Source organism: Microbacterium sp. MMO-113, from assembly GCF_037148555.1.
Classification (GTDB): domain Bacteria; phylum Actinomycetota; class Actinomycetes; order Actinomycetales; family Microbacteriaceae; genus Microbacterium.
This window is the reverse complement of the sequence record NZ_JBBCTD010000002.1, coordinates 139,696-165,711: the sequence shown is the minus strand read 5'-3', so window position 1 is coordinate 165,711 and position 26,016 is coordinate 139,696. Positions and strand designations below refer to the sequence as shown.

General features: G+C 71.1%; 21 protein-coding genes. 7 read left to right on the top strand and 14 right to left on the bottom strand.

Annotated elements, in window-relative coordinates; translation table 11 throughout:
• Positions 1-34 precede the first annotated feature (34 nt).
• From WFJ36_RS07675 to WFJ36_RS07650, 6 genes are all read right to left on the bottom strand, one after another.
• On the bottom strand, positions 35-2,254 hold the full coding sequence (locus WFJ36_RS07675) for a peptidase C14 (protein WP_336643041.1): 2,220 nt from the start codon (positions 2,252-2,254) through the stop codon (positions 35-37).
• On the bottom strand, positions 2,251-4,011 hold the full coding sequence (locus tag WFJ36_RS07670; RefSeq protein WP_336643040.1) for an ABC transporter ATP-binding protein: 1,761 nt from the start codon (positions 4,009-4,011) through the stop codon (positions 2,251-2,253). Before WFJ36_RS07670 ends, WFJ36_RS07675 begins: the two co-directional genes overlap by 4 nt.
• Entirely contained in the window at positions 4,008-4,856 is an 849-nt protein-coding gene (locus WFJ36_RS07665; RefSeq protein ID WP_218138554.1) for an ABC transporter permease, read from the bottom strand. Before WFJ36_RS07665 ends, WFJ36_RS07670 begins: the two co-directional genes overlap by 4 nt.
• Positions 4,849-5,811 carry an ABC transporter permease gene (locus WFJ36_RS07660; protein WP_336643039.1) on the bottom strand — a complete coding sequence of 321 codons (963 nt, stop codon included), beginning with the start codon at positions 5,809-5,811 and terminating at the stop codon, positions 4,849-4,851. Before WFJ36_RS07660 ends, WFJ36_RS07665 begins: the two co-directional genes overlap by 8 nt.
• A gap of 1 nt (position 5,812) precedes the next feature.
• Positions 5,813-7,348, bottom strand: coding sequence for an ABC transporter substrate-binding protein (locus WFJ36_RS07655; RefSeq protein ID WP_292791845.1), 1,536 nt, complete (start codon positions 7,346-7,348; stop codon positions 5,813-5,815).
• A gap of 132 nt (positions 7,349-7,480) precedes the next feature.
• Positions 7,481-8,842, bottom strand: a complete 1,362-nt coding sequence (locus tag WFJ36_RS07650) for an MFS transporter (protein ID WP_071327917.1) — start codon at positions 8,840-8,842, stop codon at positions 7,481-7,483.
• Between the two features lie 152 nt (positions 8,843-8,994).
• On the opposite strand from WFJ36_RS07650, the gene WFJ36_RS07645 reads away from it, so the two are divergent.
• The 4 genes from WFJ36_RS07645 to WFJ36_RS07630 all read left to right on the top strand — a co-directional run bounded on the left by WFJ36_RS07645 (position 8,995) and on the right by WFJ36_RS07630 (position 12,798).
• Positions 8,995-9,645, top strand: coding sequence for a GntR family transcriptional regulator (locus tag WFJ36_RS07645; protein WP_071327918.1), 651 nt, complete (start codon positions 8,995-8,997; stop codon positions 9,643-9,645).
• Positions 9,646-9,653: 8 nt separating this feature from the next.
• Complete coding sequence (locus tag WFJ36_RS07640; RefSeq protein WP_336643038.1) at positions 9,654-10,496, top strand: SDR family NAD(P)-dependent oxidoreductase; 843 nt, start codon at positions 9,654-9,656, stop codon at positions 10,494-10,496.
• A 24-nt stretch (positions 10,497-10,520) separates the two neighbouring features.
• Entirely contained in the window at positions 10,521-11,252 is a 732-nt protein-coding gene (locus tag WFJ36_RS07635) for a hypothetical protein (RefSeq protein ID WP_336643037.1), read from the top strand.
• A 133-nt stretch (positions 11,253-11,385) separates the two neighbouring features.
• Entirely contained in the window at positions 11,386-12,798 is a 1,413-nt protein-coding gene (locus WFJ36_RS07630; protein ID WP_336643036.1) for an APC family permease, read from the top strand.
• Between the two features lie 56 nt (positions 12,799-12,854).
• Here WFJ36_RS07630 and WFJ36_RS07625 read toward each other — a convergent pair whose 3' ends face one another.
• The 8 genes from WFJ36_RS07625 to WFJ36_RS07590 all read right to left on the bottom strand — a co-directional run bounded on the left by WFJ36_RS07625 (position 12,855) and on the right by WFJ36_RS07590 (position 22,304).
• Positions 12,855-15,008 (bottom strand): peptidase C14, encoded by a 2,154-nt coding sequence (locus WFJ36_RS07625; protein ID WP_336643035.1) that lies wholly within the window; start codon positions 15,006-15,008, stop codon positions 12,855-12,857.
• Between the two features lie 104 nt (positions 15,009-15,112).
• On the bottom strand, positions 15,113-16,039 hold the full coding sequence (locus tag WFJ36_RS07620) for a GNAT family N-acetyltransferase (RefSeq protein WP_336643034.1): 927 nt from the start codon (positions 16,037-16,039) through the stop codon (positions 15,113-15,115).
• Positions 16,036-17,049: a hydroxyacid dehydrogenase gene (locus WFJ36_RS07615; RefSeq protein WP_336643033.1), complete on the bottom strand. Its 1,014-nt coding sequence runs from the start codon at positions 17,047-17,049 to the stop codon at positions 16,036-16,038. The genes WFJ36_RS07620 and WFJ36_RS07615 overlap by 4 nt, the downstream gene beginning before the upstream one ends.
• Complete coding sequence (locus tag WFJ36_RS07610) at positions 17,046-18,131, bottom strand: dihydrodipicolinate synthase family protein (RefSeq protein WP_336643032.1); 1,086 nt, start codon at positions 18,129-18,131, stop codon at positions 17,046-17,048. Before WFJ36_RS07610 ends, WFJ36_RS07615 begins: the two co-directional genes overlap by 4 nt.
• Positions 18,131-19,165: an NAD-dependent epimerase/dehydratase family protein gene (locus tag WFJ36_RS07605; RefSeq protein WP_336643031.1), complete on the bottom strand. Its 1,035-nt coding sequence runs from the start codon at positions 19,163-19,165 to the stop codon at positions 18,131-18,133. Before WFJ36_RS07605 ends, WFJ36_RS07610 begins: the two co-directional genes overlap by 1 nt.
• A gap of 21 nt (positions 19,166-19,186) precedes the next feature.
• A complete protein-coding gene (locus WFJ36_RS07600) occupies positions 19,187-20,092 on the bottom strand; it encodes a carbohydrate ABC transporter permease (protein WP_312674201.1) in 906 nt (301 codons plus the stop codon).
• Complete coding sequence (locus WFJ36_RS07595) at positions 20,089-20,994, bottom strand: carbohydrate ABC transporter permease (protein ID WP_062633348.1); 906 nt, start codon at positions 20,992-20,994, stop codon at positions 20,089-20,091. The genes WFJ36_RS07600 and WFJ36_RS07595 overlap by 4 nt, the downstream gene beginning before the upstream one ends.
• A 68-nt stretch (positions 20,995-21,062) precedes the next feature.
• A complete protein-coding gene (locus tag WFJ36_RS07590) occupies positions 21,063-22,304 on the bottom strand; it encodes an ABC transporter substrate-binding protein (RefSeq protein ID WP_336643030.1) in 1,242 nt (413 codons plus the stop codon).
• 186 nt (positions 22,305-22,490) lie between these two features.
• Here WFJ36_RS07590 and WFJ36_RS07585 point away from each other — a divergent pair, with 186 nt between their 5' ends.
• Genes WFJ36_RS07585 through WFJ36_RS07575 form a run of 3 tightly spaced genes read left to right on the top strand, consistent with a single transcriptional unit; the run spans position 22,491 to position 25,695 of the window.
• Positions 22,491-23,660 carry an ROK family transcriptional regulator gene (locus WFJ36_RS07585; RefSeq protein ID WP_071327926.1) on the top strand — a complete coding sequence of 390 codons (1,170 nt, stop codon included), beginning with the start codon at positions 22,491-22,493 and terminating at the stop codon, positions 23,658-23,660.
• Positions 23,657-24,676, top strand: a complete 1,020-nt coding sequence (locus WFJ36_RS07580) for a Gfo/Idh/MocA family protein (RefSeq protein WP_336643029.1) — start codon at positions 23,657-23,659, stop codon at positions 24,674-24,676. The genes WFJ36_RS07585 and WFJ36_RS07580 overlap by 4 nt, the downstream gene beginning before the upstream one ends.
• A complete protein-coding gene (locus WFJ36_RS07575; protein ID WP_336643028.1) occupies positions 24,673-25,695 on the top strand; it encodes a Gfo/Idh/MocA family protein in 1,023 nt (340 codons plus the stop codon). The genes WFJ36_RS07580 and WFJ36_RS07575 overlap by 4 nt, the downstream gene beginning before the upstream one ends.
• The last annotated feature ends 321 nt before the right edge of the window (positions 25,696-26,016 follow it).

Here is a 26,016-nt window from a genome sequence, read left to right as displayed (position 1 = left end):
GCGTGGTCCTCCCTGATGTCCATGATGCCGTCCGTCACGCGCTCGCCAGCACGTCCGCGATGACGACGCGCGGTCCGGCTTCCGGCAGTGCGGTCTCGACGCCGCGCTCGACGGTGTCGCTGTACAGCAGCGTCGACGGCTCGGCGAACCCGTCCGCCAGCCGCAGTCCTCCGCCGACGAACTGGCTGCCGGTGACGCGGGCGTGGTTGATGCCGGTCCCGATATCGAGGTGCGCCGCGCCCTTCGGCACCGTCGAGGTCACCCCGCTCACCCGCCAGGTGACGACCCCGGCACCGGCAGCCCTGCTCAGCAGCGCGCCGTCCGTCCGCTCCGTGGAGAGGTCGACCCCGTCCAGAGCGACGAGCTGATCGCGCACCGCGGTCGCGGTCAGGCGCACGTCGCGCACGGAACCGCCGCGGATGGTGACCGTGGCGGCGCCGAGCTCGAAGGGCGCACCCGCCGCCGGGCCGCTGAGGCGGCAGTCCACGAACTCGACCGGCCCGGACCCGCGGGCCTTGACCCCGTCGATCCCGGTGATCGTGCAGTCCACGAAGCGCACGGGAGCCGTGACCGGAGTCTGCACGAGCACCTGGTCCTTCGGCAGCGCGAAGGTGGAGTCCGCGATCACGGTCGGCCGCGACGAGCGCTGCGACCGCTGTCCGATCGCCAGAAGTCCCGCGGTGCAGCCGCGCACCTGGGCACCGTCGGCGTTGATGGTCATGGTCGCCTGCGTGTCGAAGGTCGAGCGGCCGATGACCCGCACGTTCTCCAGCGTCAGATCGCTGATCTTGGTGCCGACGACGAACCAGGAGCAGACGTGGTCGCGCACCGTGATGCGCTTGGCGGCGGTGCCCCACTGCGCCCCGGAGTTGGCGATGTCCATGAGCCCGGAGTTGCCGATGAAGGTGAGGTCGTGCTCGTACTGGCCGTGCGTGGTGAAGGGGTTGCCGCCCTGGTCGTCGCCATCGCCGTGGCAGTTCTCGACGAGGCAGTAGGCGCTGGCAGTGAGGTCGTTCAGGTGCCGGGCGTTCGACGAGGTGCAGTCGCTCACGCGCCCGTAGAGGCTGTAGATCTGCTGCGTGAGGTAGCCCGCGCCACCGTAGAACACGGTCGGCGGGTTCTCCACCGAGCAGCGCTCCGTCGTGAAGTGCGTGTTCCAGCGCCGCATGATCACGGGCCACCAGGTGCGGCTCGCGTGCACGTCGGCCACGTCGCAGTGGATCGCGTACTCGAAGGCGATGGGGTGGGAGCCGGTGAGCTCGCGGGAGTCGGGGAAGGAGCCGTCGGTGGGACCGTCGAAGGGCCCGGCGCCGAGGAACCGCATGTTCGCGATGCGCACGCCCGCGACCGGTTCCATCTGCCGCCAGAGGAGCTTCCGACCCTTGTCGAGCGGCCAGCCGTTGAGGTAGTCGATGCGGATGTGGGTGGCGTCGATCTGCTGCGTCACCTGCACGAAGCGCTGCAGCTCGCGCTCGTCCGCCCCTCCGCCGGCGACGGGATCGCACTGCACCGCCCACCAGGAGTCGACGGGGAACCGGGAGGCATCCGGCACGGCGACCGCATCGGTCAGCTCGGGCCAGGCCTCGGCCAGCGCATGCTCGACCGTGACGTCCTTCGACACCCCGGTGAAGAACATCACGGCGCCGAACGGGTTGTCGTGCGTGTTCTTCTCGATGCCGTCGGTCGTGATGAAGTGTCCGCCGAAGTCGATCTCGACGTACGACCGGGTGAAGCGGTGTCGGCGCCGGAACAGGAGATCCGTGCTCGCCTCGATCCGGCGGATGCGGGGATCGTTCACCATCGCGGCGAGCGCATCGTCGGCCGGCCTCTCCGGTCCCGTGATGCCGAAGACGCGGAAGTCGACGGTCCCGTCATGCTGCAGGACCCAGCGGGTGTCGTCCTTCCCCGCGATCACGGTGCCGCCGTTGGGCGTGGTCTTCGCGTTCTCGCTGCCCACATACACGAGCAGCCCGGCGTCGCCGGGCTTCCGGTACCCGGCGACGACCGCCACCTCGCCGTCACGGGCCCGCAGGCGGCCGAGGTCGGGGACGGACTCCGCCCGCGTCACGTCCTTGGCACCGGCGGCGACCGGGGCGGCCTGCGCCGGTGCCGTGCTCGCGAGCGCGCCCGCCGTGCCGAGCGCGACCGCGCCGAGCCCGGCCATGAGCGCCCGGCGACCGGTCGACCGCACCGCCGCGCCGGCACCCGCGGTGTCCGCCGCGGGCCCCGTCCCCTGATCCGTGATGGTCATCATCGTCCTCCTCGTCCGGCGAGCGCGGCGGGGACCGCGCCCGTCTGCCCGCCCTGGGCCTGCCAGAGCGCCGCGGCCTCCGCACGCCGTCGGCGCTCGAGGACCGGGTCGGCGACGGGGATCGCCGCCATGAGCCCGCGCGTGTACTCGTGCTGCGGATTCGCGAAGAGCGCGTCGCGCGCGCCGATCTCCACGATGCGCCCCTGCTGCATAACGGCGACCGTCGAGGACATGTACCGGATCACCGCCAGGTCGTGGCTGATGAAGAGGTACGTGAGTCCGAGCTCGGCCTGCAGCTCCCGGAGCAGATTGAGCACCTGCGCCTGGATCGACACGTCGAGCGCCGACACCGATTCGTCGAGCACGAGGAACTCCGGCTCCAGCACGAGCGACCGGGCGATGGACACGCGCTGGCACTGCCCACCGGACATCGAGCGCGGCAGCCGGTGCGCGAACTCCTCGTCCAGGCGCACGCGGTGCATGGTCTCGCGCACCTTCTCGGCGCGGGAGGCCCGGGTGCCGATGCCGTGGGCGCGCAGCGGCGCCTCGATGATCTGCGCGACGGTCTGCCGCCGGTTCAGCGCCGAGAACGGGTCCTGGAACACCATCTGCATGCGCTTGCGCAGCCGCCGCAGCTCCTCGCCGCGGAGGTCGTGCGAGCGCTGCCCGTCGAAGACGACCGACCCTCCGTCGATGCCGCCGAGCGCGAGCACGGCCTTCGACACGGTCGACTTGCCGGAGCCCGACTCGCCGACGAGCCCGACCGTCTCGCCGCGCCGGATCTGGAACGACACGTCGTCGACCGCGGTCACCCGGCGCCCGGAGCCGAGCGTGAACACCTTCGACACGCCCTGCACGTCCACCAGCACGTCGCCGGACTCCCGCGCCCGATCCACCGCGCTGATCGATCCGGCCTCGGCGAGCGGCTCCGTCCCGCGTTCGAGCACCTCCGCAGCGGTGCGGATGGGCTGCTGCACGTCGACCGTGAGGTCGACGACCGCGCCGAGGAGCGCCTGGGTATACGGGTGCTCGGGGGTCGCATAGATGCGGTCGACCGGGCCCTCCTCGACCACGCGCCCGTGCCGCATCACGTGGATGCGCTCGCAGAACCCGGCGGCGACGCCGAGGTCGTGCGTGATGAGCACGACCGCGGTCCCGTGGTCTTCCGCGAGCCGGTCGAGCAGGTCGATGATCCGGGACTGCGTCGTCACGTCGAGGGCCGTCGTCGGCTCGTCCGCGATGAGCACGGCGGGCCGAGAGGACATGGCCATCGCGATCATCACGCGCTGCCGCATCCCGCCGGAGAACTCGTGCGGGTACTGGCCCAGACGCTCCTCGGGCAGCGGCACCCCGACCTCCGTCAGCAGCTCGACGGCCCGCGCGCGGGCGGCCGCCGCCGAGACCCGGTCGTGCAGCCGGATCGCCTCGACGAGCTGGTGCCCGATCGTGCGGACCGGGTTCAGCGACGACATCGGGTCCTGATAGACCATCGCGATCTCGCCGCCACGCACGCGGGTCATCTCCCGCGGGCTCAGCGTGAGCAGTTCGCGGTCGCGCAGCCGGATGCTGCCGCCAAGGGTCGCCCCGTCGTTCAGCCGCATGATCGACAGCGCCGTGAGCGACTTGCCGGAACCGGATTCGCCGACGAGGCCGATGCGCTCACCGGGCCGCACCGCGAACGTGATGCCCTGGACGGGCATGACGTCGCCGTAGGAGACAGTGAGGTCCTGCACCTGCAGGACGGGCGTGAGGTCGGTCATCGGCCCCTCCCCTTCCGATCGCCGCCGAACTGGTCGGCGAGCACGTTGAGCAGCCAGATGGTGACGAAGATGAACAGGGCGGGGAACAGCACGTACCCGATGGACTGGTACATCTTCTGGTAGCCCTGTTGCACGAGCGTGCCCCAGGTGGCCTCGGGCGGCGCGATGCCGAGCCCGACGAAGCTCATCGACGCCTCCAGGAGGATCGCGTTGGCGGCGTTGATGGCCGCCTGCACGACGATCGGCCCCTTGGCGTTCGGCAGCACCTCGGCGAAGAGCAGCCGGCGACGGGTGGATCCGAAGGCCACCGCGGCCGTGAAGTAGTCCTCCTGCAGTTCGCTGAGCACCGACGACCGCACCAGCCGCGCGGTGGTCGGCGTGAGGAGCACCCCGATGATGACGGCGAGCTTGACGGGGTCGGCACCGAACGCGGAGATGAAGACGAGCGCGAAGAGGATCTGCGGGATCGCCATGACCGTGTCGGCGAGGCGCATGAGGATCTCGTCGACCCAGCCGCGGGCGAACGCCGCCGCCATACCCCAGGCGATGCCGAGGACCATGGCCACGAGGGTCGCGCCCCCGGCGATGAACACGGTGAGCTGGCCGCCGTAGAGCACGCGGCTGAAGAGGTCGCGGCCCAGCTCGTCGGTCCCGAAGAGGTGCGCCGCCGAGGGACCGGCGAACCGGTCGGACGACTGCGCCGCGGGGTCGTACGGGGCCAGGAGCGGGGCGAGGACGCAGATCAGCACGATCAGCGCAAGAAGTGCCACCGGAATCCACGACGCGAACGCGATTCTGCGACGGGGACGCGCGGAGCGCAGTGCGAGGGTGAGGGTGTCAGCCACGGCTGCTCCTTGCACGAAGACGCGGATCGAGCACCCCGTAGAGGAGGTCGACGATGAGCGTGGTGAGGATGAACATCGCGGAGATCAGCAGCACGACCGACTGCAGCACCGCGTAGTCCCGCTTGAAGACCGCGTCGATGGCGAGCGAGCCCAGTCCGGGGACGCCGAACACGTACTCCACGATCACCACGCCGCCCAGGGTGTAGCCGACGATCAGGCCGAGCATCGTGAGCCCGGGGATCAGGGCGTTGCGGAGCGCGTGGCCGAGCACGACGCCGCTCGCCGACTGTCCCTTGCCCTTCGCGGTGCGGATGTAGGGGGCGTCCAGCACCTCGACCATCGACGCCCGGAGGAACCGCATGAGCAGCGGCGCCGCCGCGAAGGCGAGGGTGAGGCCGGGGAGGATCATGCGCACGAGGTTCTCGGCTGGATCCTCCGCGAACGGCGTGTAGCCGCGGGCCGGCAGCACCTTGAGCTGCACGGCGAACACGACGATGAGCACGATGCCGATGAGGAACTGCGGAAGAGCCATGCCCGCGGTCGAGATCGCGGTGAGCACCCGGTCGACCACGCCGAGCGGACGCAGCGAGGCGAACACGGCGGCCGGGGTGGCGATGAGCACGGCCAGGAGCACGCCGATGAGCGTGAGCTCCAGCGTCGCGGGCAGGCGCTGGGCGATGAGCTCCGTCACCGAGTACTGGTTGAAGTAGGACTGACCGAAGTCGCCCGTGAAGACGCCGCCGATCCAGCGCAGGTACTGCTCGATGACGGGGGCGTCGAGGCCGGCCTCCTCCCGCAGCCGGGCGATGGTCTCGGCATCCACGCCCGGCGTCGAGCCGAGGCGGGTGATGACGGGGTCGCCCGGCAGCAGCCGGAGCACGACGAAGACGAGGAGCGAGGTGGCGATCAGCATCGCGAGGCTGCTCGCCACCCGCCGGAGGACGGAGAGGACCACGTCAGCCCTTCAGCTGCGCGCCCTCGAGGTGCAGCTGTCCGCCGCCCTCGACCCACACGCCGTCGACCGCCGTGCTGGTGGCGGTGACGACCGTCGACTGCAGGGGCACGATGAGCGGCACCTGCTCGTTGATGATGGTCTGCACGGTGCCCCACTTCTCGGCCCGCGCGGTCTCGTCCGGCTCGGCCACAGCATCCGCGAACGCGGTCTGGAAGTCGGGGTCGACCCAGTTGCACTCGCACCGCCCCTCCAGGTAGAAGTTCAGCGAGTAGGCCGGCTCGGGCGGCGTGGACTGGAAGTTCGGCACGATGTACCCGGGGTAGCTCTTGCCCGCGGGGTAGAACGCGTCGACCCAGGTGCCGATGTCGTTGTTGTCGATGATCAGCGTGATGCCGATCTCCTTCAGGCTCGCCTGCAGGATCTCGCCGCTCGTGTTCCACTCGGGGTACTGACCGGCCACGCCCCACCAGGTGAGCGTGCTGCCCTCGGTCACCCCGGCCGCGGCGAACAGCTCCTTCGCCTTGTCCAGGTCGTAGGAGTAGTCGGTCAGCTCGCCGCCGAACCAGGGGTTCACCTCGCCGAGCGCGTTGTTCGTCGGCGAGACCGTGCCCTGGCCGTAGTAGGCCGCGTCGAGGATGGCCTCGCGGTCGGTCGCGTAGGCGAGGGCCTGCCGGGCGCGTACGTCGTCGAAGGGCGGCGACGTCGTGTCGATCTCCCACGACGGCCACTGGCTCGGGTTCTCGGGCTTCACCAGGGCGATGTCGCCGCCTTCCAGACCCGCCACGTCGCCCTGTGGCACGGACCACAGCACGTCGATGTCGCCGGAACGCAGACCGGTGACCGCGGCGGTGGACTCGGCGGCCTTCACGATCGTGATCTCGTCGAGCGCCGGCGCCTCGCCGAAGTACTCCGGGTTGGGGACGAGGGTGAGGCTGTCGTCCGGCGTGAAGGCGTCCACGACGTACGGACCGGTGCCGATGGGCTCCTTGTCGATGGTGTCGAGCGCGTCGACGTCGATCATCTTCACCCAGACGATGCCCGCGGGGAAGGTCGCGATGGGCTCGGACAGGGTCACCACGACGGTCTTCTCGTCCGGGGCGGTGACGTCGGTGACCATCGAGATCTTGTTCTTCTCCTGCGTCGCCGTCTCCGGGTCGAGGTAGTAGTCGAACGCGGCCACCGCGTCGTCGGCGGTGAAGGCCTCGCCGTTCGAGAACGTCACGCCGTCGCGGAGGGTGAACGTCCAGGTCTTCTGGTCGGCGGACGCCTCCCAGCTCTCGGCGAGATCGCCGACGATCTCGCCGGACTCGTCGGTCTTGGTGAGGCCGTTCCACAGCAGCGGGAACAGCACCTCCTCCCACGCGAACGTGCGGATGGCGGGATTGAGCTGCGGGATGCCCTGCGCGGCGGCGACGGTGAGCGTGCCGCCCTCCTGCGCCTGGCCGTCGGGGGTGGATGAGGTGCTGCAACCAGCGGTGATGAGCGCGGCGGTCAGCAGCACTGCTGCTCCGCCGAGCCGAACACGACGACGCGACATGGGTGCCTCCAAGGTCGGGTGGTGCTTCGGGTAAGGGTGTTGCGCTATAGCATGTAGCAAAAGCGGAGGGGCGTCTAGAGCGAACCGGGCCGGCGGGGTCACGTTCTCGTCACGACCGCCGACCCGGCCCGGTCATCGCCGGGCGGTGGACGCCTCGACGGCGAGGTCGGGCGCCGTCGTGAAGTCCGAGCGGCGGCTGAGCACGAAGGCGATCGTCGCCCCGAGCAGCGTGAGCCCCGAGATGAGGAGCAGGCCCCACACCGCCGATCCCGTGGTCTCGCTGATCCAGCCGATCGCGTAGGGTCCCGCGAAGCCGGCGAGGTTGCCGACCGAGTTGATGAAGGCGAGGCCGGCTGCGGCCGCCGTGCCGGTGAGCACCATGGGCGGCAGGCTCCAGAACAGCGGGGTGGTCGAGAAGAGCGCCGACATCCCGACGCACAGCGCCGCGAGCGCGAGCACCGGTGTGCCCTGCGCCGCCACCGCCGCGATGAGCGACAGGGCGGTGATGCTGAGCGTGATGCCGATCTGCAGCGGGATGTTGCCCTGCCTCCGGGCGGCGCGCTCCCACGGCAGCATCACGAGGGCCGCGCACAGGTTCGGCAGCGCCACGAGCCACCCCGTGGTGGAGTTCGAGAAGTCGCCCATGCTCTTCACGATCGTCGGCAGCCACATCCCCAGGCCGTACGCACCGAACACGACGCCGAAGAACAGCACGATAAGCGTCCAGAGGCGGCCGTTGAGGAAGACCTCGCCCAGACGGAGGCGTCCGTGCCGTTGCTCGGTCGCCTGGGTCTCGGCGGCGAGCGTGTCGGTGATCCAGCGCTGCTCGGCGGGGTTCAGCCAGCGCGCGTCCTGCGGACGGTCGGGGAGCCAGAAGAACACGACGAACGCGAGGAGCACAGCCGGGACGCCCTGGAGCAGGAAGACGAGCTGCCACCCCTCGAGCCCCCACAGGCCGTGCAGCTCCAGCATCCAGCCGGACAGCGGCGCGGCGACCGCGTTGGCGATCGGGTTCGAGAGCACGAAGACGGCGAGCACCTGCGTGCGGTACTGCCGCGGGAACCACAGCGTGAGGTAGAGCAGCACCCCGGGGAAGAATCCGGCCTCCGCGATCCCGAGGATGAAGCGCGCGATCGCGAACTGCGTCGCGTCCTGCACGAAGGCGGTCAGCGCGGCGACGATGCCCCACGAGATCATGATGCGCGCGATCCACTTGCGGGCGCCGAACTTCTCCAGCAGCAGGTTGCTCGGCACCTCGAACAACAGGTAGCCGATGAAGAAGATGCCCGCCGCGAAGCCGAAGGCGGCCTCGGTGATCTGGAGGGCGGCGGTCATCTCCAGCTTCGCGAAGCCCGCGTTGTTCCGGTCGATGTAGGCGACGAGGTAGAGCAGTCCGAGGAACGGACCCAGCCTCCAGATCGCCTTCTTCATGGCGGCGGCTCCCACCGCGTCCTCCGCGGCGCGCGCCTGCGCGAGGGTCTCTCTGCCGGACATGACAACTCCTTCGTCATCGGTTTCGGGGTTTGCTATAGCATCTAGCACCGCGGGGTTCCTGTCCAGTCCCACCCTCATGCCATAGCATCGACCGAGCGAAGGAGCCCCCGCTCGACGAGCACCGGGCCGCGCGAGATCGAGAAGGGCCCCGGATGCGCAGCGTGTCGGATCAGAACATCGCCGAGCAGGTCACGGACGAGCTCCGGGCGGCGATCCACTCCGGAGAGCTCGCCCCGGGCGAGCGCCTCGTGGAGCGCAAGCTCGCCGACCGTCTCGGCGTCAGCCACATCCCCGTGCGCGAGGCCCTGACCCGGCTCGCCGAGGAGCGCCTCATCACCCGCGAGCCCCGCCGCGGCGCCCGCGTCGCCCAGCTCAGCGCGCAGGACCTGGAGGAGATCTCGAGCCTGCGGATCGTGCTGGAGCAGTTCATGGCGATCCGGGTGCAGGAGCGGTGGAACGACGAGTCGGCGGCGCGGCTGCAAGCCATCATCCAAGCCATGGCGGCGGCGGCTCCGGGCGATGTGGCCGAGGTCCTGCGCCAGGACCGCCTCTTCCACGAGACCCTCGCCGACCTCGCCGAACACCGGTTCCTCGATGAGCTCAGCGCCCAGCTCCGCGGCCGGATCGCCGGGTTCATCCAGGCGGCCAACTCCGCCCTCGACCCCGCCGAGCAGGAGGAGCACGTGCGCAGCCACCAGCAGATCGTCGACGCCATCGCGACCGGCGATCCGGAGCAGGCGCGCGCGGTGATCGCCGAGCACGTGACCAGGGCCGTCCGCCGCATCACGCCGTCGGCCGAGTGAGCGCCGCCGTGGCCGCACGCACCATCGTGCTGACCGGAGCCTCAGACGGGATCGGCGCCGCCGCCGCCCGCCAGCTCGCCGGGTCCCCGCACCGCCTGCTCCTCGTTGGCCGCTCGCCCGACAAGATGCGGGCCGTGGCGGCGGAGACCGGCGCGGAGTGGTTCACCGCGGACTTCGCGCGCCTCGACGCCGTGCGCGCCCTCGCCGCGCAGCTCGCGGACGCCGTGGGAGCGGCGGGCATCGACGTGCTGGCCAACAACGCCGGCGGCATCTTCGGCGACCGCACCCCCACGGTCGACGGGCACGAGAAGACGATGCAGGTGAACCACCTCGCCCCGTTCCTGCTGACGAACCTCCTGCTCCCGCAGCTGCTCGCCGCCCGCGGCGCGGTCGTGAACACCTCCAGCGTCGCCCATCGCCTCTTCGGGCACCTCGACGTCGATGATCTCGACAACACCCGCCGGTATTCGCCGAACAAGGCCTACGGCGACGCCAAGCTCGCCAACGTCCTGATGGCGAAGAGCCTGCACGAGAAGTTCCATGCTCAAGGTCTCAGCGCGGTGGCCTTCCACCCCGGCACCGTGGCGACGAACTTCGCCGCCGAGTCGTCGAGCATCATGCGCCTCGTCTACCGCACCCCGCTGCGCCGCCTCGTCCTCATCGGCAGCGACCGCGGCGGCGCGACGCTGCGCTGGTTCCTCGACGGCACGCCGGGCGAGACCTGGATCTCCGGCGGCTACTACGACGAGCGCGTCCTCAGCACCCGGGTGAACCCGCAGGTGAACGACCCGGCTCTCGCCGAGGCACTCTGGCAGCGCAGCGCCGAGCTCGTCGGCGTGGCCGGGGACTGAGCGCCCGCCGTCTACGCTGGGGCGATGGCGCGCCTCGACTGGACCCAGCTCCCTCCTGCTCTCCGAGCCCGGGTCGAGGAGTTCGCCGGTTCCCCGGTGGCCCGAGCGCAGTCGCAGGACGGCGGCTTCTCCGCGGGACTGGCCTCACGACTGACCTTCGCCGACGGACGGCGGCTGTTCGTCAAGGCGGTGCAGGAGTCCGCGGAAGGCACGTTCGCGCTCTACGTGCGGGAGGCCGAGGTGCTCGGCGCGATCCCCCGCTCCCTCCCCGCCGCGCACCTCGTCGACGCCTTCACTGCGGACGGATGGGCGGTGCTTCTCATCGAAGACGTCGAGGGTCGTCATCCGGAACGCTCGGCCACCGCGCCCGACACCGCGCATGTCCTGGATGCGATCGCCGCCCTGGCCACCGCCGAGGCGCCGCGCGCGCTTCCCCGCCTCGCCGACGAGCTGCACGAGGACTCCGGATCCTGGCGACGGCTCGAGGAGGCAGGGCTCCTGGAGACGACCACGCCGTGGTGCGCGCAGCTCGATCTCCGCGTGGAGGACGCCGCGGCCGAGGTCGGTCCCCTGCTCGATCACCCCGTCTTCGCCGGATCGACCACGCAGGATCATGTCGCCCTCCTGTCCGCCGCGGGCGGCGCCTGGTTCGAGAAGTGCCGTCTTCCCGCGCCGGACGGGATGACGACGCTCCGCGACTTCCAGCGCCGGGAAGCGGTCATCGCCACCGACTGGATCGCCGAGCTCGTCCACTGATCCCGGCGGAGCCTTGTGGCCCCTCATCCAGGGAGGTAACGTTCTACCGTTCCTGACGAGAGAGGCGACGATGCCCCGGACCGATCGACCCCGTCCCACGACGTCCGTGTGGCGTCGCAAGCCCGTCAGCGACATGACAGAGGAGTCGGGCGGGAGCGGTCTGTTCCGGACGCTCGGGCTCTGGCAGCTCACCGCGATCGGCGTGGGCGGCATCGTCGGTGTCGGGATCTTCTCGCTCGCCGGGCTCGTCGCCCACGGCGACGCGACGACTCCCGCCGTGGGTCCCGCCGTCGTCCTCTCCTTCCTCATCGCCGGGCTCGCGTCGGCGGCGGCCGCGCTGTCGTATGCGGAGTTCGCCGGCATGATCCCGCGCGCCGGTTCCGCCTACAGCTACGGCTACGTCGCGCTCGGCGAGCTCGTCGGCTGGTTCATCGGCTGGGACCTGCTCCTGGAGTACGTCGCCATCGTCGCCGTCGTCGCGATCGGCATCTCCGGCTATCTCGACGCGTTCCTCTCCGGCTTCGGGCTGGAGCTGCCGACCGCGATCACCGAGACCGCCGACCAGCCGGGCGGCGTGGTCAACATCCCGGCCATCCTCATCTGCCTGTTCGTGACGTTCCTGCTGAGCCGAGGCACCCGCACGTTCGGCCGCTTCGAGCTCGTCGCCGTCGCTATCAAGATCCTCCTCGTGGTGTTCATCGTCGTCCTCGGCGTCTTCTTCATCGACCCCGCCAACTACGACCCGTTCCTGCCGAACGGCTTTGGCCCCGTCTTCACCGGTGCCGCGACGGTGTTCTTCGCGGTGTTCGGCTACGACGCGATGAGCACGGCCGCCGAGGAGGCGAAGGACGGGCGTCGACACATGCCGAAGGCGATCATCCTGTCCCTCGTGATCGCGATGGTGCTCTACGTCGCCGCGACGCTCGTGCTCACGGGCATGCAGAACTACCAGGACATCGATCCGAAGGCGGGCTTCGCCTCGGCGTTCACGGGTGTGGGGCTCCCGGTCGTCGCCTCCGTCATCTCGGTGTTCGCCGTCGTGTCGATCCTCACCGTGATGCTCACGTTCCTGCTCGGCGCCACTCGCGTGTGGTTCAGCATGAGCCGCGACGGACTGCTCCCCGGCTGGTTCGCGCGGGTCGACCGCCGCGGCGTCCCGCAGCGGGTCACCTGGATCGCGGGGCTGGGCGCGGCGTTCTTCGCGGGGGTGTTCCCCATCCGCGCCGTCGCCGACCTCACGAACATCGGCATCCTCGCCGCCTTCGTCGTCGTCTGCGTCGCCGTGATCGTGTTCCGCTACACGAAGCCGGATGCGCCGCGGACGTTCCGGCTGCCGTTCATGCCCGTGGTCCCGATCGTCGGCGTGGGCTTCTCGCTCTTCCTCATCTCGCAGCTCCACCCCGAGACGTGGCTCCGGTTCGGGGTCTGGCTCGTGATCGGACTCGTCGTGTACTTCGCCTACAGCCGTCGGCACTCGCTCCTGAACCCGGACAACCCCCGGCACCGCCCGGGCACGACTTCGGAGACCCCCGGCGACACGCCGTAGGCGGGGCCGGGGAGGCGGCGGGTCGCGCCGCAGCTCCGAAGTCGTGCCCGGGAGGATCAGCCGACGACGAGGTTGGCGGTGTCGACGACGCGGTCGCCCTCGCCGGGGAACGCCGTGCGGGTGACGCCGGCCTCCACGTTGCCGGTGTGCAGCAGCGTCGAGCCGGACCCGAACGCGTCGTCGCGGAGCTCCAGGGCGCCGCCCTCGAACCGGTTGCCGACCGCGCGGTAGTGGGTCGCGCCGCTCGTCACGGCGACGTGCGTGGTCGACCCCTCGGCCCGGAAGGTGCTGTCGGCGAGCGTCAGGTGCAGCTCGCCCGCGCCCGACCGCGACACTGTCGTCCCGCCCTTCGCCGATACCTCGGAGCCCGCGATCTCGACGACCTGACGGTCCTTCGATGCTGCCGCGATGCGGGCGTTGCGGAGCGTGGAGCCTTCGATGCGCAGCTTCCCCGTCGCGGAGGCGATGGGGGCGGCGTCGTCCGGCGCGGTGAGGGTCGAGCCACGGAAGGTGACCGCTCCCAGTCCGTTGATCTTCATGCCGCCGACTCGGTCCAGCACCGTGTCGACGAAGGTCACGGGCGTCTTCACCGTCGCGTTGGTGAGCTCGCCGGGAGCGACGAACGTGAAGTGCGAGTCGGCGATCACGGTCGGCCGGGCGGAGTTGTCGGAGGCCTGGGTGATGACGAGCGTGTCCGAGGCGGTGCAGCCGCGCAGCTGCGCACCGTCCGCGTTGATCCACAGCATCCCGGAGCCCGTGAGCGAGGGCTTGCCGATCACCTGCACGTCCTCCAGCGTCAGGTCGGTGATGCGCACCCGCGCCACGAACCACGAGCACACGTGCTTGCGGACGGTGATGCGCTTGGCCGCCGAGCCCCACGCCGCCCCGGAGTTCGCGAACGTCATGAGACCGGAGTTGCCCGTGTAGGTGAGGTCGTGCTCGTACTGGCCGTGGGTGACGAACGGACCCTGGTCGTCGCCGTCGCCGTGGCAGTTCTCCACGAGGCAGTAGGCGCTCGCGGTGAAGTCGTTGAGGTGCCGGGCGTTGGCGGTGTGGCAGTTCGCGACGTAGCCGTACAGGCAGTAGATCTGCTGCGTCAGGTAGCCGGCTCCACCCCACGTGACGGAGGTCGGGTTCTTCAGCGTGCAGCTCTCCGTGGTGAAGTACGTGTTCCACCGGCGCTGGATCAGGGGCCAGAAGGTCGCCGTGCCGTCGATGTGGTCCACGTCGCAGCGCACCGCGTACTCGAAGGCCAGCGGGTGCGACCCGGTGTACTCGTCCGTCCCCTTGCCGAGGAACTTGAGGTTCGACACGGTCACGTCCTGCACCGGCTTCACGTGCCGCCACGTCATCGTGCGGTCCTTGCCGAGCGGCCAGCCGTTCTTGTAGTTCACGCGGATGTGCCGACCGTCGACGATCTGGGTCACCTGGACCAGCCGCTGCAGCTCGCGCTCCCAGCGACCGGACAGCGCGTTGACCTCGGCGGCGTACCACTCCCCGACCGCGAAGAACGACGAGTCGGCGACGGGGAAGATGTCGGCGAGGTCGGGCACGTCCTCGCCGAGCTTCGCCTCCTGCACCGCGTCGGTCACCTCGCCACGGAAGAACATGACGGCCGCGAAGGGGTCGTCCTTCCCGGCGTTCTCGATGCCCTCGGTCGTCATGAGGTGATTCCCGAAGTCGAACGCGATGTTCGACCGGGAGAACTTGTGGCGGCGGACGAAGTTGAGGTCGGTGTGCGCCTCCACGCGCCGCACCCCGGCGTCGCCCACCATCGCGTCGAGCGCGTCGTCCGCGGGCGCGGAGGCGTCCATGATGCCGAACTTCCGGAAGTCGACCGTGCCGTCGTGCACGAGCACCCAGGCGCCGCCCTTCGGCCCCGCGAGCACCGTGCCGCCGTTGGCCGCGGGGGCGTCCTTCTTCACGAAGCGGTAGAGCCCGTCACCGCCGTCGCCGGGGGCCGCGTAGCCGCTCGTGCGCACGAGGTCGCCGTCCTTGCCCTTGCGTGTCGCGAGGGCGGTGGCGACGCCTCCGTGCGCGACGTTCTTCGAGCCCGACGACTCCTGCGGCACGACGGGTCCGGCGGCCTGAGCCGCGGCGGGGGCGCCGATCGCGGCAACCCCGCCCAGGGCGGCGGCGCCGAAACCGGCGAGCAGCATCCGTCGACTGCGCATCGCCGCGGTCTCGGTGGTGGTGTCCAGCTGGGTCATGCTCATCCTCCTTGCGGCGTCCTCGCCGCGGTCAGGCGTCCGGCCCTCGGCCGGATCGCGGTCACCGATCAGTCCCCGATCCCCAGCGCTCTCCGAGCGGATGCTCAGAAGTAGTCGCCCGCCGTGAAGTGGCGGATGCCGTCCACCCGGGCCTCGCGGCGCAGCGGGCGGATCATCCCGGTGCGGTCGTCCTGCCGCACGGCCGCCGGAGCGAACGCGCGGACGGCGCGCTCCTCCGCGGCGAGCGCGGGGACGGCCAGCTCGCAGGTGCGGACGCCCGCCGCGGCCCAGTCCGCGGTCACGGCCTCCAGCACCGCGCGACGCACCGCGTCCGGATCGGCCACGGAGGGATCGGTCGCGGTCTCGTGCAGCAGCCCGATGCCGTCGCGCACCTCCGCCACGGCGTAGCCGACCGTCGCCTGCGCCTCGGCGACCCGGTACAGCGTCGCGCCCCGCAGCCGCACCTCCGCCATCGTCCAGTCGCGGTCGCCGCGCACCGGAGCGAGCACGACCACACCCGTGCGGGAGCGCTCGTAGACCTCGCGGAGCGGGGCGAGGACACCGAGTCCGACGGACTCGCGCGCGACCGAGGCGGGCTCCACGGCCGTCGCCGACGCCGCCCACGGCCCGGCCATCGTGCGGGGCATCGAGAAGGTCGTGAAGCCGCTCGACCGGTACACCTCGGGAGTTCCGGTGAACAGCAGGGCCCAGTCGGCGTCGCCCGCCGCGTCCAGGGTGGCGGCCACGAGTCGGCGGGCCAGTCCCCGGCCACGAGCCCGCTCGGCGACCGCGACGCTGCCGATCGCGTGCACCTGCGCCACCCCGCCGCCCGACTCCCGCAGGCGCTTCGGCAGGCCGTAGATCGACCCGCACACGCCCTCGTCGTCTTCCGCGACGAGCGTGTGGCTCAGCCGCTCGTCGTCCACGAGCCACTGGTCCGGCGCGAGGGGCGGTGTGAAGGCGGCCGCCCACAGCGCCGCGAGAGCGGGCTGGTCCTCCGCACGCGCCGACCGCACGACCACGGCGCTCATGCCATCGAGGAGAGCTGGGCGCGGTCGACGGCGTGTACGAGCGGGCGCCCCGCGGCGAAGGCGTCGAGCTCGTCGGCGACGATGCGCCCCTGCCGCAGCCGGCCCTCCCTGGTGCCTGCCGCACGGTGCGGGGTGAGCAGCACGCGCGGTGCCGAGCGGAAGGGACTCTCCGCGGACAGCGGCTCCTCGTCGAACACGTCGATCGCGGCACTCAACCGGCCACGACGGAGCTCGGCGAGCAGGGCCGCCTCGTCGACCAGCCAGGACCGCGCCGTGTTGACCAGGCCGGCACCGTCCGGCATCAGTGCGAGTTCCCGCGCTCCGATGAGGTGATGCGTCTCCGGCAGGGTGGGGGCGTGCACCGCGACGATCTGCGCACGGCGGAGTGCCTCGTCGAGCGTCACGAGCTCCGCACCGAGGGACGACGCCTCGGCCGCGTCGAGCGTGGGGTCGACGAGCAGCGGCTCGGCGCCGAGCGCCCGGAGCAGGTCGAGGTACGCCCGCCCGGTCCGGGAGGCGCCGATGACCGCGACGGGAGCGCCGAGGATCTCGTGCTGCACCCCGACGGCCTCCGCGTCCCACCAGCCGTCGCCGGCGCGCAACGCGTCGTGCATCTCCGGCACCCGGTGCAGCAGGGCGAGCGTGAACGTCAGCGACACCTCCGCCACCGACCGGGCCATCCCCGCCCCGGCCTGCGTCACCCGCACGCCGCGGTCGAAGAGCGCGTCGGTCGCGAAGGGCTTGATCGTGGCTCCGGTGTGCGCGATGAGCTCCAGCTTCGGAAGGGTGGCGAGCACCGCGTGGTCGAAAGGACCCACGCCCCAGCTCGTCACCACGACGCGCGCCTCGTCGAGCACCACATCCGCGAGCCGGTCCACCCGCGCGAACGTCCCGCCGAGCCGCGCCGCGACGGTCTCCAGCCGGGCCGCGTCCTCGGGCGAGAAGAACTCGGCGAACAGCTCCGCGGAGCATGCCGCGACCACGGTCGGAGCGCTCGTCCCGGCGGTCATCGCAGCCAGGCCTCGAGGTTCTCGGCGATGAACGCGTCGTCGTTGAGCTCCGGGTACGCCTGCCGGACGCGGGCGATCTCCTCCGCCTGTCCCGGGGAGAGGCCCTCGGCCGGGTCGAGGCACCAGATGCCTTCCAGGAGGCCCTGCTGGCGGAGCATCTCGTGCACCCCGGCGATGACCCCGTGGAAGTCGTTGCCCGGGTCGAACACGGCCTGGTTCACGTCCACCATGTCCGAGGCACGGCGTCCCACCTCACGGTAGGCCTCCGCGTCTCCCGCGAGGGCGCGGTGCACCCGCTCCAGCAGCGCGACCGCCGCGTGCGTGCCGACCGCCCACTGGCCGAGCAGCCCGCCGACGAACCGGAGGGTGCGCCGCCCGGACGGGGAGTCCACGTGGAACTCGGAGAGCAGGTCGGCGACGATCGCGTCGTCGTTGCCCGTGTACAGCGCGATCTCGTCGGCGCGCCCCGAGGCAGCCACGCCCCGCACGAGCTCGAGGGTGCGGTAGCGGTCGAAGGGAGCAGCCTTCACGGCGACGACGGACGGGATCGCGGCGAACTCGCGCCAGAACTCGCGGTCGAGCACGGGTCCGCCGATCGCGGTCTGCAGGTAGAAGCCGACCAGCGGCAGCACTTCGCCGACGGCGCGGGCGCGGTCGAGCAGGGCACGCTCGTCCGCACCCGCGACGCGGGGACTCACCAGCACGGCGTCGTAGCCGAGGGAGCGGGCGAGCTCCGCCTCGGCGACCGCCTGGGCCGTGTCGCCCGCCACGCCGGCGATGCGCACGAGGGTCGCGTCGCCGCGGGCGTCCATCTCCTCCGCGGCCAGCGCGAGCACCGGCTCGAAGAGCGCGTGCTCCGGGTCGCGGATCTCGAACTGCGTCGTGTGCACGCCGACGGCGAGTCCGCCGGCTCCGGCGTCGAGGTAGTAGCGGGAGAGCGCCCGCTGCCGCCGCTCGTCGAGCGTGCGCGCGGCGGTGAGGGCGAGCGGATGGGCCGGGATCACGGCACCGCGGGCGAGGGTCGCGGCGGCCTCAGGGCGCAGCGACGGCACGGTCGCCGGGTGCGAAGCGGCGTCGGTCATCAGAACTTCCCGTCCCGCACGGCCCACTTCGTGGGCTTGGCGATCATCGGCAACCCGTCGCGGATCCAGCCGGCCTGCATGCGGATGAGCTCCTCGGCGGAGACGGACGGGTAGCCGAACAGGGCCATGCAGCGGCGGGCGTCGCTGAGCAGCGCGGTCGGCTGCGGCTCGTCGACGATCTCGACCTCCCGCTCGAACAGCTCGCCGAAGCGGTGGGCGATCGAGGAGACGCTGAGCAGCTCCGGACCGGTGAGGTTGATCACGAAGGGGTCGGTCGAGGCGTGCACCAGGCTCCGCAGCACGACCTCGTTCGCGTAGCCCTGCCAGATCACGTTGACGTTGGCGGTGGCGACCGAGACCGGCTCCCCCGCGTGCACGGCGCTGCCGATGTCGGCGAGCACGCCGTAGCGGAGGTCGACGGCGTAGTTCAGGCGGATGATCGCGACCTTGGTGCCGCGCTCCTGCGCCCCGAACTCGAACACGCGCTCCCGACCGAGGCAGGACTGCGCGTACTCGCCGATCGGCGCGGGCGTGGTCTCCTCCGCGGCGCCGCCCGAGGCGGCCGGGACGAACGGGTACACGTTCCCGGTGGAGAGCACCGAGATCGCGCTGTCGCGGTAGCGGCGGGCGATGCGGTCGGGAAGAGCCGCGTTGACCTCCCACGCCCAGGAGGCGTTGGTCGCGGCGCCGAACTTCGCGCCCACCATGAATACCACGTTCGGGGCGTCGGGGAGACCGGCGAGGTCGTCGTTCTCGATGAGGTCGAACGGCACGACGCGGACCCCCGCGGCCTCCAGGCGCTCGCGGATGGCGGCGTCGCCGAAGCGGGACACCGCGTACACGGCGTCGTCCGTGCGGCCGGCGGCATCCAGGCCGCGCCGGGCGAGCATCGCCAGGGTCGGTCCCATCTTGCCGCCGGCACCGAGGATCACGAGGTCTCCGGACCCCTGGGCGAGGTCGGCCACGAGCCCGTCGCTCGGGGTGGCCAGCGCCTCCTCGAGCCCGGCCTCGGAGGCGAATGCGTACTGCGTCATTGTCGTGCGGTTCCCTTCTTCTCAGCCCTTGATCCCGGTGCCGGTGACGCCCTCCTGCACGTACCGCTGAGCGATGAGGTACGCGAGGAAGATCGGCAGCAGCGCCACGACGGAGCCGGCGAGCATGGTGCTGAGCGGCACATCCTGCTGCTGCAGCGACGAGATGCCCACGGTGAGGGTGAACATCGAGTTGGACTTGGCGATGATGAGCGGCCAGAGGAAGTCGTTCCAGTGCCAGAGGAAGACGAAGATCCCGAGCGTCGCGAGGATCGGCTTGCACAGCGGCAGCACGATCCGCAGGAAGATGCGGAACTCGCCGGCGCCGTCGATGCGGGCGGCCTCGAAGAGCTCGTCCGGAAGGCCCTGGATGAACTGGCGCATGAGGAAGACCGCCTGCGCGTTCGCGAGCGTCGGCAGGATGAGCCCCCAGTACGTGTCGATGCCGCCGAGGTTCGCCATGAGGATGAACGTCGGGATCAGCGTCACGTGGAACGGCACCATGACCATCGCCAGGAACGACCAGAACATGACCTCCTTGCCGCGGAAGCGCTTCTTGGCGAAGGCGTATCCGGCGAGCGCGGAGAGGAACAGCACCGCCACGACCGACACGAGCGAGTAGACGAGCGTGTTGAACAGCCAGACGAGGATGTTCTGCCCGCCGAGCACCTGCTCGTACGCCTCGAAGGAGATGTCGTTCCACGGGAGCAGCGAGCCGGGGAGCTCGACGAGCATGCCCGGCTTCAGGCTCAGCACGACCATGGCATAGAAGGGGAAGAAGCTGAGGATGCCGGCGAGGCTCAGCCAGATCCAGCGGACGGCGATGCCCCAGCCGGTCGGCTCGAGCGCGCGGAACGAGCGGCGTTTCCGCGCGGCGGGACGCGTCGCGGGCGGCGTCGTCTGCGTCGGCGGCTGCAGGAGGGCGGTCATTTCTGCTTTCCGATCACGAGGCGCTGGATGAGGGCGACCACGAGGGTCATGAGGAACAGGGCCACGCCCACCGCGGCCGCGTAGCCGTAGTCGAAGTAGCGGAAGCCCTGGTCGTAGAGCATGTAGACGAGCGAGTAGCTGGCATTCGCCGGCCCGCCCTGGGTCATCACGTAGATGACGTCGAAGACCTGGAAGGCGGCCGTCGTCTCGATCACCGCGAGGAAGAAGAACGTCGGGCGCAGGTGCGGGAGGATGATCCAGCGGAAACGCTGCCAGGCGTTCGCGCCGTCGACCAGCGCCGCCTCCTCCAGCTCGCGCGGCACGTCCTGCAGGGCGGCGATGAGGATCATCATCCCGTAGCCGAACCGGGACCAGACGCCCACGACGACGATCGCGGGGATCACGAGCACGGTGCTGCCGAGCCAGGAGCCGCCGAGGCCGAGCGGCGTCATCAGGGCGGACCAGGGACCGTTGGCGGAGAAGATCCAGACGAAGATCGAGCCGGCCAGCACGAGCGAGGTGATGACGGGGAGGAAGAAGATCGAGCGGAAGAAACGGGCGCCGCGGAAGGCGCGGCGCACGCCGAGGGCCATGATCGTCGACAGCACGAGCGCGATCGGCACCGCGAAGACCGTGTAGATGAGGGTGGTCCCCAGCGCCCGCCAGAACAGCGGGTCGGCGACGAGGCGCTGGAAGTGGTCGAGGCCGCGCCAGGCGATCTCGCCGGAGATGTCGTAGTCGAAGAAGCTCAGCGCCACACCCGCGATGCTCGGGCCGAAGCGGAAGGCGATGAACAGCAGGAAGGCGGGGAGCACGAACAGGAACGCGACGCGCGCTTCCCGTCGGGCGAGCACCCGGGCGACCCGTCCTGCGGGCTTCGGCGCCGTGGTGGCCGTCGTCATTGTCGATTCCTCACGTGGGGGGCGGGAGAGAGGGGGCGTGCGGCGGGTACCCGCACGCCCCCGGGGTGTCACTTCTGCAGCAGCGGGGCTGCGGCGGCCGCGGCGTCCTTCAGGGCGTCGGCCGGGGACTTCTGGCCCAGCAGGGCGGCCTGGATCTCCGGCGAGAGCACGCCCATGAGCGCACGGGAGCTGGCGTCGAGCTCGCCCACCGTGGTGTCGGGGACGTACTTCTCGACCTCGCCGAGGAGCGGGTCGTCGGCGTACAGCGGCTCGGTGGTGCTGAGCGCGGAGAAGTAGCCGGCGGCCTTGAGGTACGGCTCGACGACGTCGGCGCCGGTCGCGAACTCGGCGAACGCGGCTGCGGCCTCGGGGGCCTTCGAGCCCTTGAGCACGGACAGCGAGCCGACGGTGCCGTAGGCCACGGACTCCTTGTCGGTCAGCGGCGCGAGGACCTTGACGTTCTCCTCGCCCCAGAACGGCGCGACCTCGGTCACGGCGTTGTTCCAGGTGCAGGCGACCTTGCCCTGGGCGATGGCGGTCTGCTCCAGCGGGACGTTGGTGGTGAGGGCCTCCGGGTCGAGCGCGCCCTCCTCGGCCAGGTCGGTCAGGAAGGTGAGCGCCTCTTCGCCGGCCTTGCTGTCGAAGCCGACCTCGCCGTCCTCGGTGTAGACCTCGCCGCCGGCCTGCCAGAGCAGCGGGTAGTAGGTGAGGTTGAGGGTGTTCTCGGCCGACGCCGGGTAGTTGAGGGCGTACATGCCCTTGTCGATGAACGCCGGAGCCATCTCAGCGATGTCGTCCCACGTCTCCGGGTACTCGGTCACCCCGGCGGCCTCGAACGCGGCCGCGTTGCAGATCAGCGGCTGCGCGCTGGTGAGGATCGGGGCGCCGAGGATGTCGCCGCCGAGCGTGACCGACTCCTTGACGTTGGGGAGCAGGTCGCCCTGGCGCTCCTCGCTGAGCAGGTCGTTCAGCGGGGCGATCGACTTCTGGTACGCCGCGAGCTGGTCGGGGATGAGGTAGACGACGTCCGGTCCCTTGCCGGCGGCGATCGCCGTCTGCAGGGCCTCGTCACGGTTCGCCCACGGGAAGATCTCGTACTTCACGGTGACGTTCTCGTTCTCCTTCTCGAACGCCTCGATGGTCGAGTCCCAGAAGTCCTTGTGCACCGCCTCGTCGGCGATGACGGGGTAGAGCCAGACCGTGATGTCCTGCTCGCCCTCTGCGGTGTTGCCTCCGCCGGCCGAACATCCGGCCAACAGGGTGGCGGCCGCGACTCCCGCGACGACGCCGGTGATCTTGCTGACGCGCATGGTGCTCCTTTGCGTAAACCGTGCTGAGTACGGTTCATTATGACATTGGCTTTGGATAATTCGTCAAGCACAAGTTCTCAGAGGCTTGTTTCGGCCGTGTTTCTCGGCCGTGAACAACAATCCCCTATCTGAGAATCGGGTGTGCTAATTTGATCGCACCAATGGCGGAGACGAAGGAGGGACCCGATGGGCGCGACCAGCACGCTCTCGATCGTGGCGCGGTCCGCACTCCGGCTGCGCGACGCCGGACCGACGACCGTCAGCGACCTCTCCCGGTCGCTCGAGGTCTCCCGCACCTCCGTCGAGAACGCCGTGGCGGTGCTCTCCGACTCCGGACTCCTCGTCGACGCCCCGGCGCAGAACGGCGGCGGCGCAGGACGCCCGGCCCGCCGCTACTCCTTCCACGCCGCCGCCGGCGTGGTGGTGGGCGTGGACATCGGTGTCGCGAGCGTGCGGGTCGTCGTCGCGGACCTCGCGGGCGTGGTCATCGCCCAGCGGGCGTTCCCCGGCGTCGCGGAGCAACCCGACGGCCCGGCCAAGCTCGCCGCCGTGATCGACGACGTCCGGGGCACGCTCGCCCCGCTCTCGCTGCCGCGGACCGGCCTGCGGGCGATCGGCGTCTCCCTGCCCGGCATCGTCGACGACGACGGGCGGGTCACCACCTCGGTCGTCATCCCGGAGTGGTCCGGCATCGACATCGGCTCGCAGCTGCGCCAGGCGTTCGGCTGCCCCGTGGCCGTCGACAACGGTGTGCGGCTCGCGGCCGTCGCGGAACATCACCTCGGCGTCGCGCAGCTCGTCGACGACGTCATCTACCTCTCGGTCGGCAACCGCATCGCCATGGGACTCATCCTCGGCGGCCGTCCGCGACGCGGCATCCACAACGCGGCGGGAGACATCGGCCGTCTCGCGTTCCGGGGCCTGAACACCGAGACCGGGCAGATCTCGTGGCGCACCGCCCCAACGGCCGCCGAGGTGTTCGCCCTGGCGCGCAGCGGGGAGCAGGCCGCCCGGGAGGAGCTCGACGGCTTCATCGACGAGCTCGCCCATGGGATCGCGACCCTGATCATGACGGTCGACCCCGCCATGGTCGTGATCGGCGGCGGACTCTCGGCCGCGCACGAGCAGCTGCTCGACCCCCTGCGCGCCGCCCTGCCCGGCCACCTCGGACTGCCGTTCCAGGTGCCCGTCGCGGAGGCCCGGCTGGGTGCGGAAGCGGCCGCCCACGGCGCCGTCGTGCATGCGTTCCAGCGGCATCCGGGCGACATCTACGGCATCGAGGACATGCCCGCCCCACCGATCACCCCCCTGCCGCACGACCCCGCGGCCGGCGACGACCCCGAGGAGAAGCAGTGAGCACGTTGAAGGTCGGACTCATCGGCGCGGGCGGGATCTCCCGCGTGCACGCCGACGCCTGGCGCGCGCTCGGCGTGCAGGGCTTCGTCACCTCGAAGGAGGGCGCGAAGGAGATCGCCGCCGAGTACGGCTTCGAGGTCGTGGCCGACGTCGACGCGCTCCTGGAGCAGGTCGACGTCGTCGACATCGTCACGCCGAGCAGCACCCACGCCGACTTCGCCCTTCGGGCCATCGCCCGCGGGATCGACGTGATCTGCGAGAAGCCGCTCGCCGCGACCGCGGAGGCCGCCGCCGAGGTGACCGCTGCCGCAGCCGCCGCGGGAGTGCGGCTGTTCCCCGCCCACGTCGTGCGCTACATGGGGGAGTACAGCCGGATCAAGGCCGGCATCGACGCCGGGCAGATCGGCACCCCCGCCGTGCAGCGCTTCCGCCGTCTGGGCGCCGCGCCTCAGGCTCCCTGGTTCTTCTCGGAGCGGGCGGGCGGCGGCGTCATCCGCGACCTCATGATCCACGACATCGACCAAGCGCTGTGGTTCGCCGGGCCGGTCGACAGCGTCTACGCGGTGCAGAACCCGCCGACGGTCGACGACCGCGTTCCGGCCCCGGTCACGGCCCATGTCGTGCTCACCCACCGCAACGGAGTCATCAGCCACGTGCACGCGAGCTGGGTGCAGCCCGGCATGCCGTTCCGCACGAGCATCGAGGTCGCCGGGTCCGAGGGGCGCCTGCGCTACGACAGCGCCGAGGACCACACGCTGCGCACCGACGCCGTGCTCGTCGAGGGCGCGACCGACTACCTCCCGCCGATGTCACCGGAGGAGAGCCCGTACTACGCGGAGATCGCCGACTTCGTGGCCGCCATCGCAGAGGGACGCGAGGCCGCCGTCACCCCAGAGGACGGGATCCGGGCGGTCGCGGTCGCCGAGGCCGCCTACGCCTCGATCGCCTCCGGAGCCCCGGTCGCCCTCCCCGCTTCGTCCCCCGCCGTCGCCGTCGCCGAGGAGGCCACCCGATGACCGCTCCCCGCCCGCTGCGGATCGCCGTGCTGTCCTTCGCGCACACGCACGCCCTCAGCTACGTGCACGCGCTGCAGCAGATGCCCGGTGTCGAGCTGATCGCCGCCGACCCCGACGGCGCCTCCGCCCCGGACGACGCTCCGCGCGGTGCCGCCCTGGCCGCGGAGCTCGGGGTCGCGTACGTCGAGACCTACGATGAGGCCTTCGCCTGGGGTCCGGACGCGGTCGTGGTGGCCGCCGAGAACTCCCGTCACCGCGCCCTCGTCGAGCAGGCCGCCGCGGCCGGCGTGCACGTGCTGTGCGAGAAGCCGCTGGCGACGACGGTCGAGGACGCGATCGCGATGCGCGACGCCTGCGACCGGGCGGGCGTGCTGCTCATGGTGGCGTACCCGGTGCGCTTCTCCCCCGCGGTGCGCGACGCCGTCGCCGAGCTGCGCAGCGGACGCCTCGGGAAGATCCTCGGCGTCACCGGCATCAACAACGGCAAGCTCCCGCAGGACCGGGCCTGGTTCACCGATCCCGCCCTCGCCGGCGGGGGTGCCCTGGTCGACCACGTCGTGCACTGCGCCGACCTCCTCGACGATCTCCTGGGTGGGCGGCCGCACACCGTCCGCGCGGTGTCGAACAGCATCCTGCACGCCGAGCGCGACCTCGCGGTCGAGACCGGGGGCCTCGTGACGATCCAGTACCCGAGCGGCGTGATCGCCACGATCGACTGCTCGTGGAGCTGGCCGCTGAGCTCGCCGACCTGGGGCGGCCTCACCCTCGAGGTCGTGGCCGAGCGCGGGACCGTGACCGTGAGCCCCTTCGCGAAGGGCGTGTCCGGTCACGATGCCCACGGCGAGACCTGGACCCCGGTCGGGGCCGACCTCGACGCCCTGCTGCTCGAGGAGTTCGTGCAGGCTGTCCGCGCGGGCCGTCAGCCTCAGCCCGACGCCGGTGTCGGCATCCGGACCGTCGAGATCGTGAAGGCCGCGCAGGAGTCCGCCTCCCGCGCCGGCACCCCCATCCCCCTCTGACCCGGGCACCCACCTCCCGGGATCGAAAACGCCCCCACTTCTATCCCCCAGGCCCGTTTCCCGTCCCGCACGCGGTCTCGAAGCCGGGCCCGCTGTCCCGGGTGCGTCCTCGCCCGTCCGCCCACCCCCGCCACGGTGCGGGATCAGAAGAGCACCTCCCCGGCTCACCCCCGGCGCGTTTCCCATCCCGCACGCGCCGCGTCCCGCCGTGCGGGATCAAAACCGCGCCTCCCGCTCCTGTCCCGGGCCCGTTTCCCGTCCCGCACGGAGACGGCATGTCCGAGACTCGGGCCTTCCACACGCGGACCGTGCGCGCACGCC

Bases quoted from the DNA above. Each gene is read 5' to 3' on its own strand.
- WFJ36_RS07675 (WP_336643041.1), bottom strand. From the start codon at position 2,254: ATGATGACCATCACGGATCAGGGGACGGGGCCCGCGGCGGACACCGCG.
- WFJ36_RS07670 (WP_336643040.1), bottom strand. From the start codon at position 4,011: ATGACCGACCTCACGCCCGTCCTGCAGGTGCAGGACCTCACTGTCTCC.
- WFJ36_RS07655 (WP_292791845.1), bottom strand. From the start codon at position 7,348: ATGTCGCGTCGTCGTGTTCGGCTCGGCGGAGCAGCAGTGCTGCTGACC.
- WFJ36_RS07650 (WP_071327917.1), bottom strand. From the start codon at position 8,842: ATGTCCGGCAGAGAGACCCTCGCGCAGGCGCGCGCCGCGGAGGACGCG.
- WFJ36_RS07645 (WP_071327918.1), top strand. From the start codon at position 8,995: ATGCGCAGCGTGTCGGATCAGAACATCGCCGAGCAGGTCACGGACGAG.
- WFJ36_RS07635 (WP_336643037.1), top strand. From the start codon at position 10,521: ATGGCGCGCCTCGACTGGACCCAGCTCCCTCCTGCTCTCCGAGCCCGG.
- WFJ36_RS07630 (WP_336643036.1), top strand. From the start codon at position 11,386: ATGACAGAGGAGTCGGGCGGGAGCGGTCTGTTCCGGACGCTCGGGCTC.
- WFJ36_RS07625 (WP_336643035.1), bottom strand. From the start codon at position 15,008: ATGACCCAGCTGGACACCACCACCGAGACCGCGGCGATGCGCAGTCGA.
- WFJ36_RS07620 (WP_336643034.1), bottom strand. From the start codon at position 16,039: ATGAGCGCCGTGGTCGTGCGGTCGGCGCGTGCGGAGGACCAGCCCGCT.
- WFJ36_RS07615 (WP_336643033.1), bottom strand. From the start codon at position 17,049: ATGACCGCCGGGACGAGCGCTCCGACCGTGGTCGCGGCATGCTCCGCG.
- WFJ36_RS07610 (WP_336643032.1), bottom strand. From the start codon at position 18,131: ATGACCGACGCCGCTTCGCACCCGGCGACCGTGCCGTCGCTGCGCCCT.
- WFJ36_RS07605 (WP_336643031.1), bottom strand. From the start codon at position 19,165: ATGACGCAGTACGCATTCGCCTCCGAGGCCGGGCTCGAGGAGGCGCTG.
- WFJ36_RS07600 (WP_312674201.1), bottom strand. From the start codon at position 20,092: ATGACCGCCCTCCTGCAGCCGCCGACGCAGACGACGCCGCCCGCGACG.
- WFJ36_RS07595 (WP_062633348.1), bottom strand. From the start codon at position 20,994: ATGACGACGGCCACCACGGCGCCGAAGCCCGCAGGACGGGTCGCCCGG.
- WFJ36_RS07590 (WP_336643030.1), bottom strand. From the start codon at position 22,304: ATGCGCGTCAGCAAGATCACCGGCGTCGTCGCGGGAGTCGCGGCCGCC.
- WFJ36_RS07585 (WP_071327926.1), top strand. From the start codon at position 22,491: ATGGGCGCGACCAGCACGCTCTCGATCGTGGCGCGGTCCGCACTCCGG.
- WFJ36_RS07575 (WP_336643028.1), top strand. From the start codon at position 24,673: ATGACCGCTCCCCGCCCGCTGCGGATCGCCGTGCTGTCCTTCGCGCAC.